General features: G+C 51.5%; 15 protein-coding genes. 5 read left to right on the top strand and 10 right to left on the bottom strand.

The window, feature by feature from the left end; all coding sequences use genetic code 11:
* Window positions 1-26: 26 nt before the first annotated feature.
* The 4 genes from EPA93_RS41465 to EPA93_RS41450 all read left to right on the top strand — a co-directional run bounded on the left by EPA93_RS41465 (window position 27) and on the right by EPA93_RS41450 (window position 3,985).
* On the top strand, window positions 27-692 hold the full coding sequence (locus EPA93_RS41465) for an alpha/beta hydrolase (protein ID WP_129893176.1): 666 nt from the start codon (window positions 27-29) through the stop codon (window positions 690-692).
* A gap of 3 nt (window positions 693-695) precedes the next feature.
* Window positions 696-2,399 carry a DNA repair helicase XPB gene (locus EPA93_RS41460; RefSeq protein WP_129893175.1) on the top strand — a complete coding sequence of 568 codons (1,704 nt, stop codon included), beginning with the start codon at window positions 696-698 and terminating at the stop codon, window positions 2,397-2,399.
* A gap of 74 nt (window positions 2,400-2,473) precedes the next feature.
* Window positions 2,474-2,863 (top strand): thioredoxin family protein, encoded by a 390-nt coding sequence (locus tag EPA93_RS41455; protein WP_340689226.1) that lies wholly within the window; start codon window positions 2,474-2,476, stop codon window positions 2,861-2,863.
* 72 nt (window positions 2,864-2,935) lie between these two features.
* Complete coding sequence (locus EPA93_RS41450) at window positions 2,936-3,985, top strand: type I phosphomannose isomerase catalytic subunit (RefSeq protein WP_165423740.1); 1,050 nt, start codon at window positions 2,936-2,938, stop codon at window positions 3,983-3,985.
* 7 nt (window positions 3,986-3,992) lie between these two features.
* Here the strand turns inward: EPA93_RS41450 and EPA93_RS41445 are convergent, their stop codons facing one another.
* The 4 genes from EPA93_RS41445 to EPA93_RS41430 form a co-directional block, all read right to left on the bottom strand.
* Window positions 3,993-4,430, bottom strand: coding sequence for a hypothetical protein (locus tag EPA93_RS41445; protein ID WP_129893172.1), 438 nt, complete (start codon window positions 4,428-4,430; stop codon window positions 3,993-3,995).
* Between the two features lie 92 nt (window positions 4,431-4,522).
* Window positions 4,523-4,783, bottom strand: coding sequence for a hypothetical protein (locus EPA93_RS41440; protein ID WP_129893171.1), 261 nt, complete (start codon window positions 4,781-4,783; stop codon window positions 4,523-4,525).
* Between the two features lie 72 nt (window positions 4,784-4,855).
* Complete coding sequence (locus EPA93_RS41435; RefSeq protein ID WP_129893170.1) at window positions 4,856-6,562, bottom strand: sensor histidine kinase; 1,707 nt, start codon at window positions 6,560-6,562, stop codon at window positions 4,856-4,858.
* Window positions 6,563-6,567: 5 nt separating this feature from the next.
* On the bottom strand, window positions 6,568-7,257 hold the full coding sequence (locus EPA93_RS41430; RefSeq protein WP_129893169.1) for a response regulator transcription factor: 690 nt from the start codon (window positions 7,255-7,257) through the stop codon (window positions 6,568-6,570).
* A gap of 277 nt (window positions 7,258-7,534) precedes the next feature.
* Here EPA93_RS41430 and EPA93_RS41425 point away from each other — a divergent pair, with 277 nt between their 5' ends.
* Window positions 7,535-9,718 carry a glycosyltransferase family 39 protein gene (locus EPA93_RS41425; RefSeq protein WP_129893168.1) on the top strand — a complete coding sequence of 728 codons (2,184 nt, stop codon included), beginning with the start codon at window positions 7,535-7,537 and terminating at the stop codon, window positions 9,716-9,718.
* A 60-nt stretch (window positions 9,719-9,778) separates the two neighbouring features.
* On the opposite strand, the gene EPA93_RS41420 is transcribed toward EPA93_RS41425, so the two are convergent.
* The 6 genes from EPA93_RS41420 to ilvN all read right to left on the bottom strand — a co-directional run bounded on the left by EPA93_RS41420 (window position 9,779) and on the right by ilvN (window position 18,836).
* A complete protein-coding gene (locus tag EPA93_RS41420) occupies window positions 9,779-11,908 on the bottom strand; it encodes a glycosyltransferase family 39 protein (RefSeq protein WP_129893167.1) in 2,130 nt (709 codons plus the stop codon).
* Between the two features lie 39 nt (window positions 11,909-11,947).
* Window positions 11,948-14,089, bottom strand: coding sequence for a glycosyltransferase family 39 protein (locus EPA93_RS41415; RefSeq protein WP_129893166.1), 2,142 nt, complete (start codon window positions 14,087-14,089; stop codon window positions 11,948-11,950).
* A complete protein-coding gene (gene thrC / locus EPA93_RS41410) occupies window positions 14,086-15,570 on the bottom strand; it encodes a threonine synthase (protein ID WP_129893165.1) in 1,485 nt (494 codons plus the stop codon). Before thrC ends, EPA93_RS41415 begins: the two co-directional genes overlap by 4 nt.
* Window positions 15,524-16,558: a homoserine kinase gene (gene thrB / locus EPA93_RS41405; protein WP_129893164.1), complete on the bottom strand. Its 1,035-nt coding sequence runs from the start codon at window positions 16,556-16,558 to the stop codon at window positions 15,524-15,526. Before thrB ends, thrC begins: the two co-directional genes overlap by 47 nt.
* 610 nt (window positions 16,559-17,168) lie before the next feature.
* A complete protein-coding gene (gene ilvC / locus EPA93_RS41400) occupies window positions 17,169-18,197 on the bottom strand; it encodes a ketol-acid reductoisomerase (protein ID WP_129893163.1) in 1,029 nt (342 codons plus the stop codon).
* A 90-nt stretch (window positions 18,198-18,287) separates the two neighbouring features.
* The gene (gene ilvN, locus EPA93_RS41395) at window positions 18,288-18,836 is read right to left on the bottom strand and encodes an acetolactate synthase small subunit (protein ID WP_129893162.1); all 549 of its coding nucleotides are present in this window, start codon (window positions 18,834-18,836) and stop codon (window positions 18,288-18,290) included.
* Between the last annotated feature and the right edge of the window lie 3 nt (window positions 18,837-18,839).

Here is an 18,839-nt window from a genome sequence, read left to right as displayed (position 1 = left end):
TCATCAGGGTAGCGGAAGGGCAAAAGATGACCTCACAAGCCGAGCGACCAGTAACATTTTATAGCAAGGGGCAGCCGGCATTTCTCCTGGAGGGAGTGCTGCACGAGCCAGCCGGCATTGATATGGCCCCTGTCATTATTCTGTGTCATCCACAGCCAGCCAGCAGTGATATGAATGACACACTCACAGTAGCCTTAGCCAGGAGTCTGGCCGCAGCTGGCATGATTGCGTTCAGATTCAATTTTCGCGGCGTTGGCAAGAGTCAGGGCCAGCAAACAGATGGCCGTCTGGAGCCGCTAGATCTTGCCGGAGCCATCGATACTGTGATTACTCACCCGAAGGCGAACTCGGCCAAAGTATGCGTCGTTGGCCATGCCTTTGGTGCTTACGCCACACTCTTATACGCCCCTTTCGATAAACGTGTGCGTACCATCGTTGCCATCAGCCTCCCTCTTTTTCGGGCCACACGTGGACTTACCAAGCCTTTTGAACGCCCCAAGCTCTTTGTCACTGGCGAGTTTGATGAAATCTGCCCGCTATATAAGTTAGAGCCCTTCGTTGAACAGCTACCTGGCCCCAAGGGTATTAAAGTAGTTACCGGGGCTCGCCATCTTATGAGGGGCTACGAAGAAGCAGCGATCAACGCTATTCTGAAATATATCAGGACATGGGCAAATATGCCCGGAGTATAAAACATGAAGCCTAGCAATCCGATGATTGTGCAAAGCGACCGCACTATCTTGCTGGAAGTAGATCATCCACGACATGCCGAGGCACGCGATGCATTGGCGCAATTCGCCGAATTAGAGAAATCTCCAGAACACATACATACATACCGTCTCTCGCCACTCTCGCTCTGGAATGCTGCCGCAGGTGGGATGAGCGCTCAGCATATTCTGGAGCTACTTAGCGAGTATAGCAAATATGCTATTCCGTCTAATATCGCTACCGATATTCGCGAGTATATCAACCGTTATGGCAAAATCAAGCTGATTCTGCGGGATGGAGCCTTATTGCTGACCTCAGATGAGACCACGCTTGTTACTGAGATTATGCATAACAAGCGTATGCAGCCTTATCTTCTGCAGCGGCTCGATACGCATACTATCCAGGTCGATGCCTCGCGCCGTGGTCACATCAAACAGGCGCTTATTCATATTGGCTTTCCTGCCGAAGATCTTGCTGGCTATACTGAAGGCTCTCCTCTACCCATACAATTATTGCAAACGTCACACCAGGACAAGGATTTTGCCCCGCGCGCCTATCAGCATGCAGCCTCCGCAGCTTTTTATGCCGGAGGCGCTCCCAGCGGAGGCAGCGGAGTTGTTGTGCTTCCTTGCGGGGCCGGCAAAACCATTGTCGGACTTGTCACGATGGCCAATATTCAGCGCGCGACACTCATCCTTACGCCTAATACGATAGCTGTTCGCCAGTGGATCAATGAGATCCTCGATAAGACCGATATTCCCCCCGAGATGGTAGGCGAGTATACTGGCGAGCGCAAAGACATTGCGCCAATTACGATCAGCACATACCAGATCCTCACCTATCGCCGTCCCAATGGAGAAGAGGATGGCGGCTCGGAGCAAGAGGACTATCCCCATTTTTCGCTGCTTACCAGCTACGATTGGGGCCTGATTATCTATGATGAGGTTCACCTGCTCCCTGCGCCTGTTTTTCGCGTTACAGCAGAGATTCAGGCACGTAGGCGCCTTGGCCTGACTGCCACCCTGGTACGTGAAGATGGGCGCGAAGCTGACGTCTTCAGCCTGATTGGTCCCAAGAAGTACGATGTTCCCTGGCGTGAATTGGAGCGCCAGGGCTGGATCGCCACGGCTGAATGCCATGAGATTCGGGTGAGCTTAACTGAAGACGAACAGCTCAACTATGCCCTGGCCGAGGTCCGCGAGAAATACCGCATTGCGGCCGAGAGTCCGGCCAAACTTACAGTCACCCGTCACCTGGTTGAGAGGCATTGTGATGACCAAATCCTGATTATTGGCCAATATATTGAGCAGCTTAAGCTTCTGGCCGAAGAGCTGCGCGCACCTTTGCTCACCGGGCGCACGTCAAATGGACAGCGTGAGAAGCTGTATGAGAAGTTCAGGCGGGGCGAGCTCAAGCGCCTGGTTGTAAGCAAAGTGGCAAATTTCGCCATTGATCTGCCTGATGCAAATGTCGCGATCCAGGTATCGGGGACATTTGGCTCTCGCCAAGAAGAAGCCCAGCGCCTGGGCCGCATTCTCCGCCCCAAGAGCGATGGCGGCTTAGCTTACTTCTATTCTATCGTAACGCGCGATACGCGCGACCAGGAGTTTTCGGCAAATCGTCAACTTTTCTTGACCGAGCAAGGCTATCGCTATATCATCGAGGATGCGGAGGCGCTGCTTGCTGGCTAACAGTGTGAGCACACACGAGAACTGCGGCCCGGCGCTTTAAAATGGCTCTTTGTGCTTGACATCTATCTGCCTGAGTGATACTTTGGGGAAGAATAGAACATACTCTTACAGAAACACAAGAGGATAGTATGGCAGATAGCTACATAGAAGTAACAGGCGCAGATTTCGCGGAAAAAATCCTGAATGCGCCCCAAATGGTGATTGTCAATTTTGCAACGGCTCAAAGTAGTGCTTGCCAGATACTTGAGCCGGAATTTGCGGCAATCAGCAAGGAGTATCAGGGACGCATCCTATTCGCCAGGCTTGAAGTCGAGAACCAACAGGAGCTCATCGAACAATGGCAAATCGATGGTATTCCAACCCTTCTCTTTTTTAAGAATGGGAAGGTGATCCATCGCAATAAGGGCATTATCATGCGCGACAAGTTACGTCGTCTCATCGAAGGAGTCTTGCTGGTAAGCTAGGCAAGCAAGCTGGCCCATTTATGGCTCCTTCGTACAAAAACATTTTATTACAGTAGTTGGAGAAGTCGAATCGTGCAATATTTATATCCAATCAGGTTGGAGGCATCGTTACACGAGACTATCTGGGGTGGACGCCATTTAGAGCAGGGTGGCTGGAAGCAACTTCCGGCAGGTAACGTTGCCATTGGGGAATCGTGGGAAACTGAAGTCAGCAATATTGTTCAAAATGGACTTTATGCAGGCAAAACGTTGGGAGACCTCGTTACGGAGATGGGCCCGGCCTTACTGGGTCCGCAGGCCATGTTGGTCTTCGGTCAACGCTTTCCTCTACTAGCAAAATTCCTTGACGCCAATGCTCAGCTCTCGGTCCAGGTCCACCCGGAAGACGGCTATGCAGCTAAGCATGAAAATGGCAAGCTGGGCAAGACCGAATTCTGGTATATCCTCTCGGCCGAGCCAGGGGCAACTATTGTCCACGGCTTTGAAACAGCTACCACGCGGGCGGATGTGCAAAGTGCTATCGAGAATGTGAACCTGGATCAACTACTACACGAGGAACCTGTGCAGGCTGGCGATGTGATCTTTGTTCCTGCGGGCACCGTTCATGCTATTGGCAGCGGCGTTCTTTTGTATGAATTGCAGGAATACTCAGATGTCACCTATCGCATGTATGATTATGGACGCCTCACGGCCTCGGGCAAACCACGCGAATTACATATCGAGCGCTCTTTAGATGTGGCACGCTTTGACGTCTCTCCTCAGATCAAAATGCATCCTGTTACGCTACCTGCGGCTTCTGGATATGAGGATCGCTGCCTCGTTGCCAGCCGCTATTTCTTAACACGCGAAATGTCCTTCAAAGAGGGCACGACTCTTGATGATAAGACAAGCGAGAGCTGCATCATTATCTCTTCGCTGGGTGCCGAGCTGGAAGTGAGCTATGGTCCGGCGCTAGAACAGCGCGAATCACTCGCGCGAGGGCAGACAATGGTCTTACCTGCGGCATTAGGCACCTATCGCCTTGAAGGCTGCGGGGTCTTTCTGTACTCCTATGTTCCAGACGCTAGCGATGAGGCATGGCAGCTCTGGTTAAAGAGCAATCAAGAGAGCGTTCAACGCTAGAGCGCTCTTATTCGCGCCTGCGCTTCTTACGCTCTTGTTCTAAATCCGTGATGATGGTCCCTTCAACCACCTTTCCGCGGGATTTGGCATCTTCGAAGCGAGAAAAGGGCTTGTAAGAGGTGGTGCTACGCTGTAGCTGACCTACCTCTGAGATTATACGAGAGACGCTGGTAAAGAATTTCCAGACGCGCTCAAGGATATAGAGAACAGCCCAGACAAACAGCCCTATTAACAAAGTGATGATGCCTCCGACAACTCCATTCATCGGGCCTGCGGTGCTCCAGTTCAGGTATGTTTCCAGGGCCACCATCACGATAATTGGCACCCAGAAGAAGCGCACTGCGATCTTTAAAAGCCAACCCATAAACCAGATCACAGCTTTCACTGGGTCAGACGGCATATTCCAGGGCGGTATAAGCTCTCTTGCCCTCTTAAATTTACCCACCTGATCCCTTCCTTTGCCCTGCTTATATTTCCATTCATTAATTATATTGTAGCAGTATAAAGGCATTTACGCCAGAGGATCAAGCCTGGCTGTCAGGCTTCCCATTTCTGGTTTTGCTGCCGCCTGGCGGCGGCGAGGAGGAGGAAACATTGGGGCCAAATCCGCTCGACCGCGACGTCTCCTCCGCGCCCGGTGCTCTCGCTTAAGGGCCAATCCGTTAGGTCGCGGCGCCCCCTTAACAATCCCTTTTCTTGAGAACTGGAAAGCCCTGGCCTGGCAGGGTTTTGTGTGCGCTGCCTTACAGTAGCAAGCGGGGAGAAAATAATCAAGATCTTATTGGTTAGATGCAGCATAATCCATCCTCCGCTAATAAGCGGGCTACTCACGACGCCACACGCAGAAAAACTGTTGAAGACTGCTGGTGGCTACTTAGTCGTTAAGATTGGCAGCCATATCTCAAAAGTAGAGCCTTGACCATATTCAGAGCGAACCAGCAGGTCTCCGCCATGCTCGTGAACAATCCATTTGGCGATTGAAAGCCCTAAGCCACTTCCCCTCTGCGCGATGGCTCCCTCTTCAGAGGCCCCTGGCGATGCTCGATGATGGGTGCGTGACTGATCAGTTCGATAGAAGCGCTCGAAAAGATGCTTACGGTGTTCTTCGGCTATTCCCGGTCCATCATCGCTTATACATACTTTCGCCCATTGCTTGCTATCTTTTTCGCACTGAAGCATCTCGATAAGGACTTGAGAGCCGCTTCCAGCTGTATACTTCACGGCATTCTCAACCACATTGACCAGCAGTTGCATCAGAAAGGTATGATCACCTCTGATCACTAATTCGGGAAGGGCCGTAACGGCGATCTCAACCCCCATTTCCTGGGCCAGCGAAGCCAAGCGTTCCACAGTATCGACAACTGTCTCGCTGAGCTCTATCTCTTCCCAATGAAGAAGCGTTTGCCCGGCTTCTGCACGCGAGAGCGTCAATAAATCATTAACGAGGCGCGACATATAGAATATTTCTTGCTGTACAACCGTCAGCATTTTTCGATACTCTTCCTGCGAATGCTCACGGGCCAGTGCACGCGTTACCTCCAGGTCAACAATAGCCAGGGGGGTGCGCAATTCATGGCTGGCATCAGAGGTAAATCTGCGCTGGCGCTCAAAGGCATCTTCCAGCCGTTCAAGCACATAATTGAAGGTAGCGGCCAGTTCACCAAACTCATCATGCAAGGAGGTACGCAAGCGCTGATCCAGGCTCTTCTCGCTAATCTGGCGCGCCGTATGCGTGAAGTGCTGCACCGGTCTCATAGCTCTGCCAGCCAGCCAGTATCCACTTGCCCCCACCAGAAATAGCGTAAAGGCAGCGGTTTGCCACTGAACCGTAGCCAGCCTATTGAGCCAGGAGAACATATCGATAGGCATACCCACCAGGGCATAAGCCAGGATCTTATGCTGTTGATCGGTAATCCTGGCCAGGTCGAAGCCATACTCATCGTCAGCCAGATGCTGCGTCGCAGAAAAATCAGTTATGTAGATATCGGTTCCATCTCTCAACGAACGTACTGGATAATCCTCCACCAACCCGCGCTGTAGTATCTGCCGAAATGAGTTGCTCGCGGTCACCTGTGTGACTAAGTTTAGCACCTCTTGTCGCTTAAGCGCTGGATCGAAAGATGATTGTTGGATCTCCCCTCGCGGTGTTAACAAGAAAGCAATTTCCTGGGATGGCGGAGCTTCGCCTAAGGCAAGATAGTTCTTATCGGCCTCATAAGAACTGGCAATCTGGACCAGCCGTTTTCCTAGAGATTTATCAAATGCAGTACTAAGGCTCCAGCGCATAAAAGCAAAGACCATATTGCCAGAAATTATCAGCAGCAGGATCATAGTTGCCATATACCAGAGTGCCAGGCGAAAGCGGATGCTGCGTATCAGCCGACCGAGAAAACTTCGTCCTTCTTTCCGTATTCCCTGCACAAGCATTACAACTCCTACCAGGAAGAGATCCAGCAGAACGATTCCCCCTCCTGATGCATACTGGCGCATATTAGTCCCACTTAAGAGGAGAAGCACTATGCCCACGCCAAGCAGAAGCAGGCTCAGAAGATAATACACCTTGGGAAGATATTTCATGGCCTCTATCCCTCCGACTCACGTTCAGGCCAGCGGAGCCGATAGCCCAGGCCATAGACGGTCTCTAAAACTTTGATTGAATAGGGATCATCGACTTTGCGCCTCAAACGACGCACATACACATCCACGACATTCGAAACGCTGATAAAATCATAATTCCAGATATGATTCTCGATCATCTCGCGCGTCAATACCTGATTGGGATTGCGCATAAAGTATTCCAGCAGAGCAAATTCTTTGGCATTGACTTTGATACGCTCGCCCCTACGCTCCACTTGATGGGTCGCCGGGTCAAGCTGCAAATCTCCAACGACCAGAACTCCTTTTTTCTGGGGAGCATTGCGCCGCAAGAGAGCCCGCAAGCGCGCGAGCAATTCGTAGAAAGCAAAGGGTTTGATAAGATAATCATCGGCTCCGCTATCTAATCCCTGCACGCGATCTTCAACTGCATCGCGCGCGGTAAGCAAGAGGATGGGAGTGCGCAGGTTATTGTTGCGCAGCGTACGACAGACCGCAACGCCGTCTTTCCTGGGAAGCATTATATCAAGGATAATCACATCATAAGCCGTAGATAGCGCAAATATTTCGCCTTCCACGCCATCATAGACCGCATCAACTGCATAGCCCTCCTCTTCCAGACTTATTTTCAAAGACTGGCTCAACCGAGAATCATCCTCAATCAATAAAAGGCGCATAGATGCATCTCCTCGCAAAAGTGATCTCTGCCGGCAGGCGATCAGGAGCAGCAGCATATCACACAAAGATGACATAAAAATGACATCTTGTTTCACGCCATTGTCATCTTTTCTCGCTATTCTTCCTCACAGCCTGTGAAGAGGGTCCCCGGACCTCTTCATAAGCTCATGTATATGCAAAAAGCTTTGGCAATCAAAGCCTTCAAATTTTTTTCAAGCATCAAAGCATTTCCAAGCCTATCCAAAAAACATTCTAGACTAGAAGGAGAAAAATCTCGTGCTTATTCCTTCAGCAGAAAGCGATGCCAATAGCGAAACGCTTCTTCCCCTGGCCCAAACTATAGCTACAAAGTTGCGGAACTGGTTTTTCAATAGTTGGGAACTGTATATCATTCTTGCTATCGCAATCATTTTTCGCGTCTATGCAGCAGACAAAGTTCCTTTTGACGAGGATCAAGCGGGCATGCTTCGGCTGGCTCGCGATGCCTGTCTGCATGGTCTATGGCCGGCCTCCAGTAACGTCTCTTCTACAACTATTCTCCACGGCCCCATCTCAATCTACTTTCTATTATTAACTAGCTGCTTCACCGAAAATCCTCTCGGCGGAACTCTCACTACCGCCCTCTGGAACGTTATTGGCATACTTATCACATACCTTTTTATGCGCCGTTATTATGGACGATTTCCGGCCGCCATCGCCACTGGCCTGTTCGCGGTAACTACCGGCACGGTCATCTATAACCGTTTCATCTGGCAGCCCAGTTTAATACCGCCGCTGACCATACTCCTAATGTTCACCCTCTTCTGGGGCGCGGTTGAGCGTCGTCAAGGCTGGTTCGCGCCGGCGATTGCGCTATTGGGAGTAATGTATCAGATCCATGAAAGTAGTATCTACATGGTGCTACCTTTCGCCGTAGCGCTATTGCTAAGCACGCCAGGAACTATTCGCAAGCGTGACCTGGCCCTGGCGGGATTGGCTCTAGGGCTTATCTTTCTCCCCTATCTGGTATGGCTGCGCTCTTCGCATTTTGTGGATATATACACCCTGTTGGCAGTCTCTAGCTCCATGCCAGGCATAAATCTCCACATCTATAAAGACTACATAGCGCTGCTCAGCCCTTATATTCAAAGCCCTTCAAATCTGATAGATAAGCTACCTGACCACCCTCAAAGCCTATTAAACGGGCCAGGCTGGTCGTTATCTCCCGTGCGCTATCTCCTGCGGCTCGTGCATAATACAACGCCGCTACTGGTAATAAGCGGCGGGCTCCTGCTCCTGCTAAATTTGCTGCGGCCCGGCGGTTCAAGATGGATGGGCCCCGGCTGGAGAAGGCTGCTTTCCTGGTTACATACAGGCTATATGAATCCGATGAAGCGGGGAATTCTCTTGCTCCTCGTCTGGCAAGGCGTTTTGATGCTCTTGCTCACGCGTCACACACTTTTTCTTTATACGCACTATACGCTCTTTCTGTTGCCCGGTCCGTTTATTCTAGCCGCCCTCGGCCTGGATGAGCTCCTCGCTTACCTGCACAGACACTGGCACTGGTGGAACCGGCTGGCCGAGCTTACGATACGCGTCTTCATTGTCCTGACCTTTTGTGCATACATCATTGGTAGCTTAACGTTTATCGTTGACACGCAACGCGGCGCGTTCAACGCCGACTCCAGCTATCCGCTGTACATCTATTATACTCAATATGATGCAGTCAAGCATGCTACCGAGCTTGCGGAACAAGTTGCGGACCAGCAGCATATCAAACAAATCTATCTGCTGGGTAATTCTGGTTTCAGGGAAACTTTGCGCTACATCGCTCAGGGTATGCGTATTTCTCCAATTGTGATTGACGCAGAAACGCGTCAAGGAGGTACTTGTGTTGCTTTACCTGATCCACGGAAAGGGCCAGGGCTCCTGCTCGTAGCACCTCATACGCCTCTGACTGATGAATTGATACAGCATTATACCAAGGCCAAATTTGTGGCCCAGATCGAACGTGCGGGAGGAGATCCATTCAAGCTCTACATCGTAGAAGCCCGCACGCCAGCCGCTTCCTCAGGGCAGGGCTTCGCCAACACCTTACAACTACTCGATGCGCAGGCCCGCCGTATCTCTCCCTTCAAGGATTGGTTGGTAACACAGTGGAGCGTAACAGATGCGCACGAGCCGAGCTGGCGAACCAACTATCAATATACCTTTGAGGCAGGCTTTAATAAAACTTCACAGGCGACGGGATGTACACTGACGGCAGTGCAGGCAGGCATGCAACTTCTAGTAGCTTTCAAGCTGCCCCAATCGGCAGCGTCTCCCAGTTCCATAGAAATTAAGGCTAAGCAACTGATCTTTCAGTCAAAGCCACTCCATCTAGGCCCTTTGAGCTTTGAGGTTATCAAAGAGCAGCTTGCATCCGTGCGCCAATTGCAGACAACTGCTGGCAAGGAAAGTATCTCCTTGCCAGTCTTCTGAGGTGGCTGCAAAGCCTGATCTTATTACAAGATCAGACGAAGGTAAAGCATACCGAAGCGCTCATTGAGTGCTTCCTATGGCTATAGGAAGGCTTGTATCTCCTTTGGGAGTAAGTAGCGTCGTTAGATGCTGATCATGCACATCGGCAGTTTCTAAGCGGAAAGGCCCATAGGTTGGGAGATAAGGCACAGTCGATAAAGAGATTGCCTGCATCTCCAGCCCACTGCTCGCTGAAAAATCAGACGACAGCTTAAATGCGACAAGGAGCTGATCACCTGCCCGTATTGAGGTAAATGTGCAACGGCTTTGCATAGTCACGCCGGGCTTCTGCGCAGGGTTACCGGTCAAGGCATAGCTATAGGTAGTGCGGTAAGCGGGCTGGGCCGAGCGTAAGAGCTTCCAGCGTGTGACGGTCCATACAGTATCCTTAACCGTTACGTGCTCTGCCCGCGCGTCTAGCAGCTGTAAATCCTGGCCTAACTGACCCGCCGAGACGGAGGAAGCTGCCGCAGGTTTGACCACATAGAGCTTAAAAGGCGCCCCACCCAGACGCTTCGGCGCATCGACCAGCGTGGCCCGAGCAGATTGGCCGAGCAGGGCATTCGTCAAGTCGTCATATGGCCCCACTAGAAATACAGCCGGGCCTGCCGATGCATCGGGCAAGAGCAGACAGCGCGAAGCATCAAAAAGTGTGGTTGGCGTTCGCATACCAGCGGCAAGGTAACTTAGCGCCGCCTGCGTAGCGGTATCGGACGTAATGTATACGCGGTTATAGTGAGAGCGTTGAGCCAGTTGATCAGCCTGAGTGAGGGCATTTTGCAAAGAAGCCAGATCATTGTGATATGGGTAGGGCTGGAAACCGCGATCATCAAAGTTTCCGCTGCTATTATCAATGACCAGGGCCATACTTCCTAGCAGCTGAGCACAAACGATGAGAGCAATTCCAACATACAAAACATAGCGCAAAGCAGCCATAGCAGGTCGATAGTGACGCAGCAGAGCAACAATTTTAGCGCTGAGCAGCCCGATCAGAATAAATGGTCCCGGCATGAGCATAAAGAAATACTGGGAATGCAAATCTACAGCATGCCGCAACAGAAATAGCGAGGGTCCCAGCTGCCAGATGAGCAACAGCAATATCCCGCAGCGATAAGGATCGGCCTGCAAACGACGCAGCCAGGCGGGTAATTTCCCATAGCTGGGCATCTGCGGCTCATCGTTCGCCTCAAATCTCCGGTGCGGGCGCAACAAACATATGCCGGCGGTCACAAAACCTCCGACAGCCAGCAACGGCACAGCATATCGAAGCCAGGAGAGCCAAGGAGCAAGCTTGCGCAGTAACGAACCTGGAAAGCTCGGCGGCGTATCAAAGGGGCTCAGAAAAGAACGATAGAGATGAATTGCCTGGCTATCAATACGCGCACGCTGCCCAACTAGTCTAAAAACCGTGTGTAGATCGGCAAGGTGAGTAAAGGCCTCCCATAGGATATAGGGCGAAAAGATGACAAGTAAGCCTGCAAGTGCAAAGGCAAGATCGCGCCAGCGCACCGTACCAGGGGCCAGCAGAAAGGCCGCGATCAAGGGTATGATCAATAGGCTTGTCGTCGGATGCATTTGATACAGCAAGCCAAGCAAGAGCAAAGCCGGGCAAAACCAGCCCTTACGCCGATCGACAACTCCTAAGAAGAGCACGAAGAGAAAGAGTATCACAAAAGGAGGCATAAGATTAGGCTGCCAGATGAAGCGGGCATAATTAAGCGGTCGCGCCGCCGTAGCATAGAGTAAGGCAGCCACAAGACCGGCAAGTCGCCCATAGTAACGGCGCGTAAAGAGATAGGTCAGAACGGCAGCCAGGGTTGTTGCCATACTCACCATCATCGCCGCCCACAGCGGATCAGAGCTCAAAGCTGCCGGCAACATAAAAAGATAAATCACGCCAGGCGGATGAGCAATCCCGATCGAGGCTATATTGCTCGTCACCGGGAGCAAGCCATGATGGAGGCCATCATAGGCCATCCGAAAAAGCATCGCCTGATCATCATCAAACTCGGTAGTATGGATCTGATAAAAACGTAGAACACCAGCAATCAACAACACGAGATAGAAATCCCATGCTAACAACCATGAACGAGACAAAGATTGCTGCGTGGATAATGAGGCGTCCGAATCAACATTTTTTACGCGCAACAAACATCCTCTCCTCGCTAGAAGCTCTTTATTTTATCTGTCTCAATGAGCCGGGGCCACACCAGTAGCAGGAGAAAGCAGCGTAGCCCCATTTCCATTCATTATTTTCAACGTAGTCCACGGAGTTATTTGATCGACTCCCGTCTCTAAAGCCAGTGGTCCGAAGGGGAGATCGTAAGGCCTGGACTCCTGATAGCGCACAGTGACTTTGAGCGGCAGTGTGGCCGAGTTTTCTCTAAAGGCCATAAGTAACTCGTCGCCAGGATGGAGCGAAGATAGCTCGCATAGGCCCTTACTTGTCAACTTTGATTGGCTCGCCGGGCTTGCCGTCATCATATAAGTATAAGTGGAGTTAAAGCTTAATGGTTTTGCATGTAAGAAGCCCCAATGTGAGACCTGCCAGGAAGCATTGTTAAACTTGATGAGCCGCAAATGAGTATCAAAGAGCTGCAGCTGGTTCGAGAAAGTCTGGCGTGCGCTCGGCAGTTGATCGGGATTGCTCACGACGTAAAGCCGGAAAGGATCTCCTCCTAAGCGCGGCGGCGAATCAACAAGTTTTGCCTGCGTGAACTGCTTCAACAGCGCATCTACAAAGGTGCTATATGGGCTGACAAGCATAGCAACAGGACCAGTCGTGTGCGTCGGGAGCACAAGGCATTCCTTACAATTAAAGATAGTTGTTGGAGTATGCATCTGGCTGGCCAGATAGGAAATTGCCAGAGCATTGGCGCGATCAGCCGCGATGTATACACGCTCCAGATGTTGTTTTTGAGCTAATTGATCAGCGTCAGTAAGCGCATGTTGTAGAGAGGCAAGGTCATTATAGTAAGGATTGGAGCGAGCGTGGTCATGAAAGTTACCTTGAACCATATCCAACACATCAGCCGTTGTGCCCGCAAACTGGGCAAAAACAATGAACAAGGATAGAAGCACCATAGCTGCACTGACGAGCACATTCCAGCTGCCACGCTCACGAAACCATAAAACCACTTTGGCAATAAAAATTCCTATCAGGATAAACGGGCCGGGCATGAATATAATAAAGTAATGGAGATATAAAGGTAAAGAGTGGCGTACAAGCGCAAACATCACAAGCTGCCAGACTAGCAAGATCAATAAACCGCAGCGGTAGGGAGTAGAGCATAAATCCAGCCACCAGCGGCCAATAGCTCCCAGCACTGGAATTGTCTTCTGCTGTGCCGTCGTAGCTATCTTAGTAGGCCAGACAGCCTTTAGCAGCGCCATTACAGCCGCCGTGATGAGCAGGATTGTCATTGTATTGCGCAGCCAGCCAATAAAAGGAACAAGCTTATAGAGAAGAGAGTGGGTATTTGTAAATGGCACTTCATAAGGACTGATCATAAGTTGGTAGAAAACCAGCGCCCAGTTATCGACAAGCGTGGGTCGATTGGTCGGAGTCAGCAGAATAGCCACATCCGAAAAATGCGTTGAGATCTCCCAGATAAGATAGGGAGCATAGCTTATGAGCAGCAAAACCGCGCCCAACAACACATCTCGCCAGCGTATAGTTTTAGGAGCCAGGCACACAGCCAGCAAAAAGGGGGCAATCATATATGCGCCGGTTGCATGCAGCTGAACCAGTAAACCAATCAGAAAGACTGCGGGACCAAACCAACCTTTACGCCGTTCCACAACGCCCCAGAATAGACAGAAGAAGAGAAGCAGCACAAAGAGGGGCAGCATATTTTGGTTCCAGGAGAAGCGAGAATAAAAGACAGCCTTAGTGGCTGTGGCATAGAGAAGGGCAGCAATAGTAGCTGCCAGGCGACCGTAATAGCGCCGCACAAAGAAATAGGTAAGTAATACAGCCAGGATTGCACAGAGCGCAGTGAAGATAGCCGCACTGACAGGATTAGCACTAATCCAGGCCGGTATGAGTAAGAGATAGATAATCCCTGGAGGATTGACGATACGAATAGAGGCATAATTGCTAGTAGCTATCCACAGGCCGTGCTCAATCGCGTAGCGAGCCATCCCAAGGATCATCGCCTGATCGCCATCAAATTCGGTAGTATGAATCTGATAGAGACGTAAAAAAGCGGCTACCAGCACAAGAAGGTATATCTCCCAGGAGAGTAGCCATGAACGCAGATTGAAGCTATGCGTCGGGGACGACATAGCTTCAACCGTTGCAGATTTCTTTTCGCGCGCAACAAGACTCATTTCGAGAGAAGGCTCCTAACAGCGTCCATCGTCGCCTCTACAACAACATCATTCACGGGAGGAATCCCGGTGGAGCTATCCTTGAGCAGATTCCCGGTGAGCACGCCCACCACTTGCTCATCATGCTTAATCACACCGCGCGCTACAAGCTTACGGATGCCGGCTAGCGTAGCGGCCGAAGCTGGCTCGCAGCCAATGCCAGCGCGATCAATAATGGCTTTGGCCGCCAAAATCTCATCATCGCTGACCTGCTCTACAATACCATCGCTCTCCTCAATAACGCGGCGGGCGCGCGTATAGCTCACCGGATTGCCAATCTTTATCGCCGAGGCCACGGTATGAGCGCGCACAGATTCTCGCCTGGCAAAGTTCTGTGTAAAGCTAAGGTAGAAAGGATTAGCGCCAGCGGCCTGGATCGAAGCAATACGCGGCATATGGTTAATCAGCGAAAGCTGATAAGCCTGCCGAAAAGCCTTACCAATTGCTGAAGTATTGCCCAGATTGCCGGCCGGAAGCACCAACCAATCTGGAGCTTGCCAATCGAGCTGCTGCAAAATTTCAAAACCTATCGCCTTCTGACCCTCGACGCGGAAAGGATTCAAAGAATTCAGCAGATAAATGCCCAATTCATTGCAAACCTGCTCCACCAGCTCCATAGCGTCATCGAAGTCACCCTTAATCTGCACAACCTCAGCACCATAGGCCAGCGATTGCGCCAGCTTACCAGCAACCACGTTACCAGCGGGTAAAAAGACGATGCCACGCATCCCGGCCTGAGCCGCATAGGAAGCCAAGGAGGCCGAAGTATTTCCGGTAGAGGCACAAGCTACGGCTTTCGCCCCCAACAGATGTGCCATCGTCACCCCAACCGTCATGCCCCGGTCCTTGAAGCTCCCCGAAGGATTCTCTCCTTCGTGCTTCAGGAATAAGCGCTCCAGACCAGCATACAAGCCAATCTGGCGGTGTCCGGCGCGGCCTGCGCCACAATTTTCGATACCAACCGGATACAGACCGGTATTTCCTTCAGGGCGACTTACGACATAATTTTCGGGCGCGGGCAGGATTAGCTCGCGATAGCGCCAGACCCCGCTATAATCAAGCAACTGCTTATCAGTACTGATGGGCCAGATAGGCGGACCCGAAGCGCGCTCATCGAACAACTGCCGCCAGGCTGCTCCGGCCGAAGGAGCGCTATCGGTTCCCAAAAACGTCTCAGCGCTATCTTGCGGTAACTTTATATCCTGCTCAGGAAGCCTGAACTGTCTTTCCACATCGAGAACCCCGCCACAATCACAGCGATAACGCGGCAGTTGCGAGGCTCGGCCGGCCTCTATCGTGGGATAGAGAGCCGAGCATTCTACACAGCGTAAGGAGGTTGAGGACAAAGCCTCAACCACCTCAGACGAAAGAGTAGTATTCAAACGCTTCTTTCCCTCACCTGACTCCTGGTCTGGCTGGAGACCAGCAGAATTGATCGCCATAGCGAGCTCTAACATCCTTTCGTATGCGATTGCGCGACGTCTTAATTACACGTGCCCCTGTCTGATCTGCCCGTAAAATCTTGCCAGTTCCTTCCACACCGGCAGCGCGGGCAGTCCCTTGCATCGCATGTAATATTTCCGTAAAGTGGGAGCTGGCCAGGGCGATGAGTGATGACCCTCCACCAGAAAGGCATGCACCATATGCTCCGGCATCAATAGCGGCCTGAATAATATCGGGCATCGCAGGAAAGAGCGCTTGCCGATATGGCTGGTGTAGGCGATCCTGCATTGCCTCGCCAATCACCTCGTAGCGCCCTGTCTGCAAGGCTGTCAATAACAAAGCCACACGCCCGGTATTAAAGGTCACATCGGCCTTTGGATAGCTAGTCGGCAGCAACTTTCTTCCCGCAATCGTATCCATCGGAAACGCGGGAGTAAAAATCACAGCTTTGAGCGCGTCGGGAAAAGGCGTCTTTATGGCCTCAATCTTCCCGCCGACACTGGTTGTAGCCACAAGTCCACCAAGCAACGCAGGCGCCACGTTATCTGGATGATTGCCAGCCTCGGCCTCTACAGCGAGTATCAACAATTCTTCTTTCGGCATAACGAGATCATGTAATCCCATTATACGCAGCCACTCGTTAGCCGCAACCAAACCCCCAACTACAGCCGTAGCGCTGCTACCAAGCCCGCAGCCGGGAGGTATGTTGGTCGAGACCCGAATACGTACAGCCGGAAGAGGAATCTGTAAACGCTCAAAAAGCAAGGCAAAAGACCGGAAAAACAGATTATCCGGCCCTCGTGATAAGCCCGCGCCCAGTGACCCGTGTATTTCTATATACGGATTTGAGGGATCACTCCCTCCCTCTTCTATCTCAAAGCGATTATACAGTTGCAGTGCCAGCCCAAGGCTATCAAAGCCCGGCCCTAAATTAGCCGAGGTAGCTGGTGTTAAGACTGTTACTGAAGCAGGTAATACCAGTGCCATCGCTGGCGACCTGCCTTTCTGATGAGGAACGCATCTTTCATCCTTTCCAAAAGTACAGCTATTTTAACATGTTTTGCGCCAGGAGTAACCTGCACTATACAAAAGTCATAGACCTGACGCAAGTTAAAAGGGATGGGAACATTCAGGTGAGCTTCCCCTCTCCCTCCAATCTCTATTGCCACTCCCATTGTAACGCTATAACCACATCCATATCAATGAGAGGGAATTACCCGGTTACGGAATTCTTACTCTTCCCTGAGACGCAGAGAGGTGCAGCCATTGAAGCTTCAAGCTCTTAGATACTCAAGTCAAACCTTTATAGATAGAGAGAATGCGTTATCTCTGTGACCATAAAGGTGAGTGAGCCATTCCTTTTAGTATATCTTCAGATGCAAGCAGTGTCGAGAGTTTCAACCGACCTGAAGCAAATCGGTAAACAAGCACCATCTGACAAAACTAGCGCTCACTGCCTGCAAGATGGGGCCGCCAAAAGCGTAAACGTCTGATGTTGCCTTAGCGCACGCGGCGCAGCCCTACCACTGCTTGAGGCAAAGGTAGGAGCTGCGCACACAAGTAATTTACCATCAGGCTAAAACAAAGCCAAAGTAGGCTAGTTTGTTGACTTTACCGTATCAGACTCAACCTGTACAGGATTGAGCCAGGGCATCATAGCGCGCAGCTCTTTACCAACCTCTTCAATCTGGTGATTCTGAGCTGCCCGCCGCATCGCCTTGAAGCTGGGCTGCCCGGCCTGATTCTCCGTAATCCAGCGCACGGCAAAGGTACCATTCTGGATCTCGTTGAGGATCTTGCCCATCTCGTCACGCACATGCTGATCGATCAGGCGCTGACCCGAAACGTAGTCACCAAACTCAGCTGTATTGCTAATAGAGTAGCGCATATAGCTCAAGCCGCCCTGATAGATGAGATCGACGATCAACTTCATCTCGTGCAAGCATTCAAAATAGGCTACTTCCGGCTGATAGCCAGCGGCTACCAGGGTCTCAAAGCCCGAGCGAATCAAGGCAGAGACGCCACCGCACAATACCGCTTGCTCGCCAAAGAGATCGGTCTCTGTCTCTTCGCGAATGGTCGTGCGCAGAACGCCCGCACGGGTGCTGCCCAACGCCCGCGCATATGAGAGCGTCAAAGCCTCTGCATTGCCGGTCGCATCCTGATGAACGGCCCACAGAGCCGGTACACCTACACCCTCAGTATAGAGGCGGCGCAACATATGTCCGGGGCTCTTAGGCGCAACCATTGCGACGTCAACATTTTCCGGCGCCACGATCTGCGAGAAATGCAGGCTAAAACCATGGGCCGTCATGAGCATCTTGCCTGCGGCCAGGCCCGGCTTGATATCGCGCTCAAATACTGTTCTGTGGTGTTCATCAGGGATCAGGATCATAATTACGTCAGCCTGCGCGGCAGCATCGGCCGGCGTCATCACACGCAGGCCATCAGCCTCAGCCTTTGCGCGGCTCCTGCTCCCTGTAGGAAGTCCAACTACTACTTCGCAGCCGCTATCGCGAAGATTGAGCGCATGAGCGTGTCCCTGGCTACCATAGCCAATGATCGCTACCTTTTTCTGTTGTATAAGCTGCAGATTTGCGTCTGCATCATAATAGACCTGTGCCATAACTTCTTCCTTTGCTTCCTTCTTCTATTTCTTAGCTGGCCAGTGCGACCCGACCAGCAATAAGTTCAAGACCAGCCAGTTCTCGCTGGCCTATACATTTTTGGTAGTTCGAGTAAGAGCAACCTTGCCCGAGCGCGCAATCTCGCGAATGCCATATGCCTGCAACTGGCTCACAAGCTGCTCTATCTGCTCACTGCTACCCGTTGCCTCTAGAGTAATCGTTTCAGCGGTCGCTTCAACAACGCGGGCGCCAAACGAACAACCGAGCTCAATAATAGCATTAAAACTGGCGGTTGTGCCATTCACTTTGATTAATGCTAATTCTCGCGAGACGGCTTGCTTATCTGTCAGGTTTACCACCTGTTTTACATCTACAACTTTACGCAACTGTTCAACCACATGATCAATCCCTACCTCGGAATCATTCACTACAGCGGTAAAGCGCATCACACCTGTCTGTTCGCTAGGTCCCAGGGCGAGGGTCTGTAGCGAGGCGCGGCGGCGACGGAATAGACCAACCACGCGATCAACGGCCCCCGGCCGATCCTCAACAAGGACCACCAATGTATGCGTTTGCTCTGTTCCCTGGGGCGCATCAGAGTGCCAGGCTCGTTCAACAGTTGCAGAATTGCCAGTCATAAC

Origin of the sequence: Ktedonosporobacter rubrisoli (assembly GCF_004208415.1) — a bacterium.
GTDB lineage: Bacteria > Chloroflexota > Ktedonobacteria > Ktedonobacterales > Ktedonobacteraceae > Ktedonosporobacter > Ktedonosporobacter rubrisoli.
The sequence above is the reverse complement of the archived record's forward strand: the minus strand, read 5'-3'. Positions and strand labels throughout refer to the sequence as shown.

Coding starts and splice junctions, on each gene's coding strand:
- ilvC (WP_129893163.1), bottom strand. CDS start 18,197: ATGGCACAGGTCTATTATGATGCAGACGCAAATCTGCAGCTTATACAA.
- ilvN (WP_129893162.1), bottom strand. CDS start 18,836: ATGACTGGCAATTCTGCAACTGTTGAACGAGCCTGGCACTCTGATGCG.
- EPA93_RS41465 (WP_129893176.1), top strand. CDS start 27: ATGACCTCACAAGCCGAGCGACCAGTAACATTTTATAGCAAGGGGCAG.
- EPA93_RS41435 (WP_129893170.1), bottom strand. CDS start 6,562: ATGAAATATCTTCCCAAGGTGTATTATCTTCTGAGCCTGCTTCTGCTT.
- EPA93_RS41415 (WP_129893166.1), bottom strand. CDS start 14,089: ATGAGTCTTGTTGCGCGCGAAAAGAAATCTGCAACGGTTGAAGCTATG.
- thrC (WP_129893165.1), bottom strand. CDS start 15,570: ATGGCGATCAATTCTGCTGGTCTCCAGCCAGACCAGGAGTCAGGTGAG.
- EPA93_RS41430 (WP_129893169.1), bottom strand. CDS start 7,257: ATGCGCCTTTTATTGATTGAGGATGATTCTCGGTTGAGCCAGTCTTTG.
- EPA93_RS41440 (WP_129893171.1), bottom strand. CDS start 4,783: ATGCTGCATCTAACCAATAAGATCTTGATTATTTTCTCCCCGCTTGCT.
- EPA93_RS41460 (WP_129893175.1), top strand. CDS start 696: ATGAAGCCTAGCAATCCGATGATTGTGCAAAGCGACCGCACTATCTTG.
- thrB (WP_129893164.1), bottom strand. CDS start 16,558: ATGGCACTGGTATTACCTGCTTCAGTAACAGTCTTAACACCAGCTACC.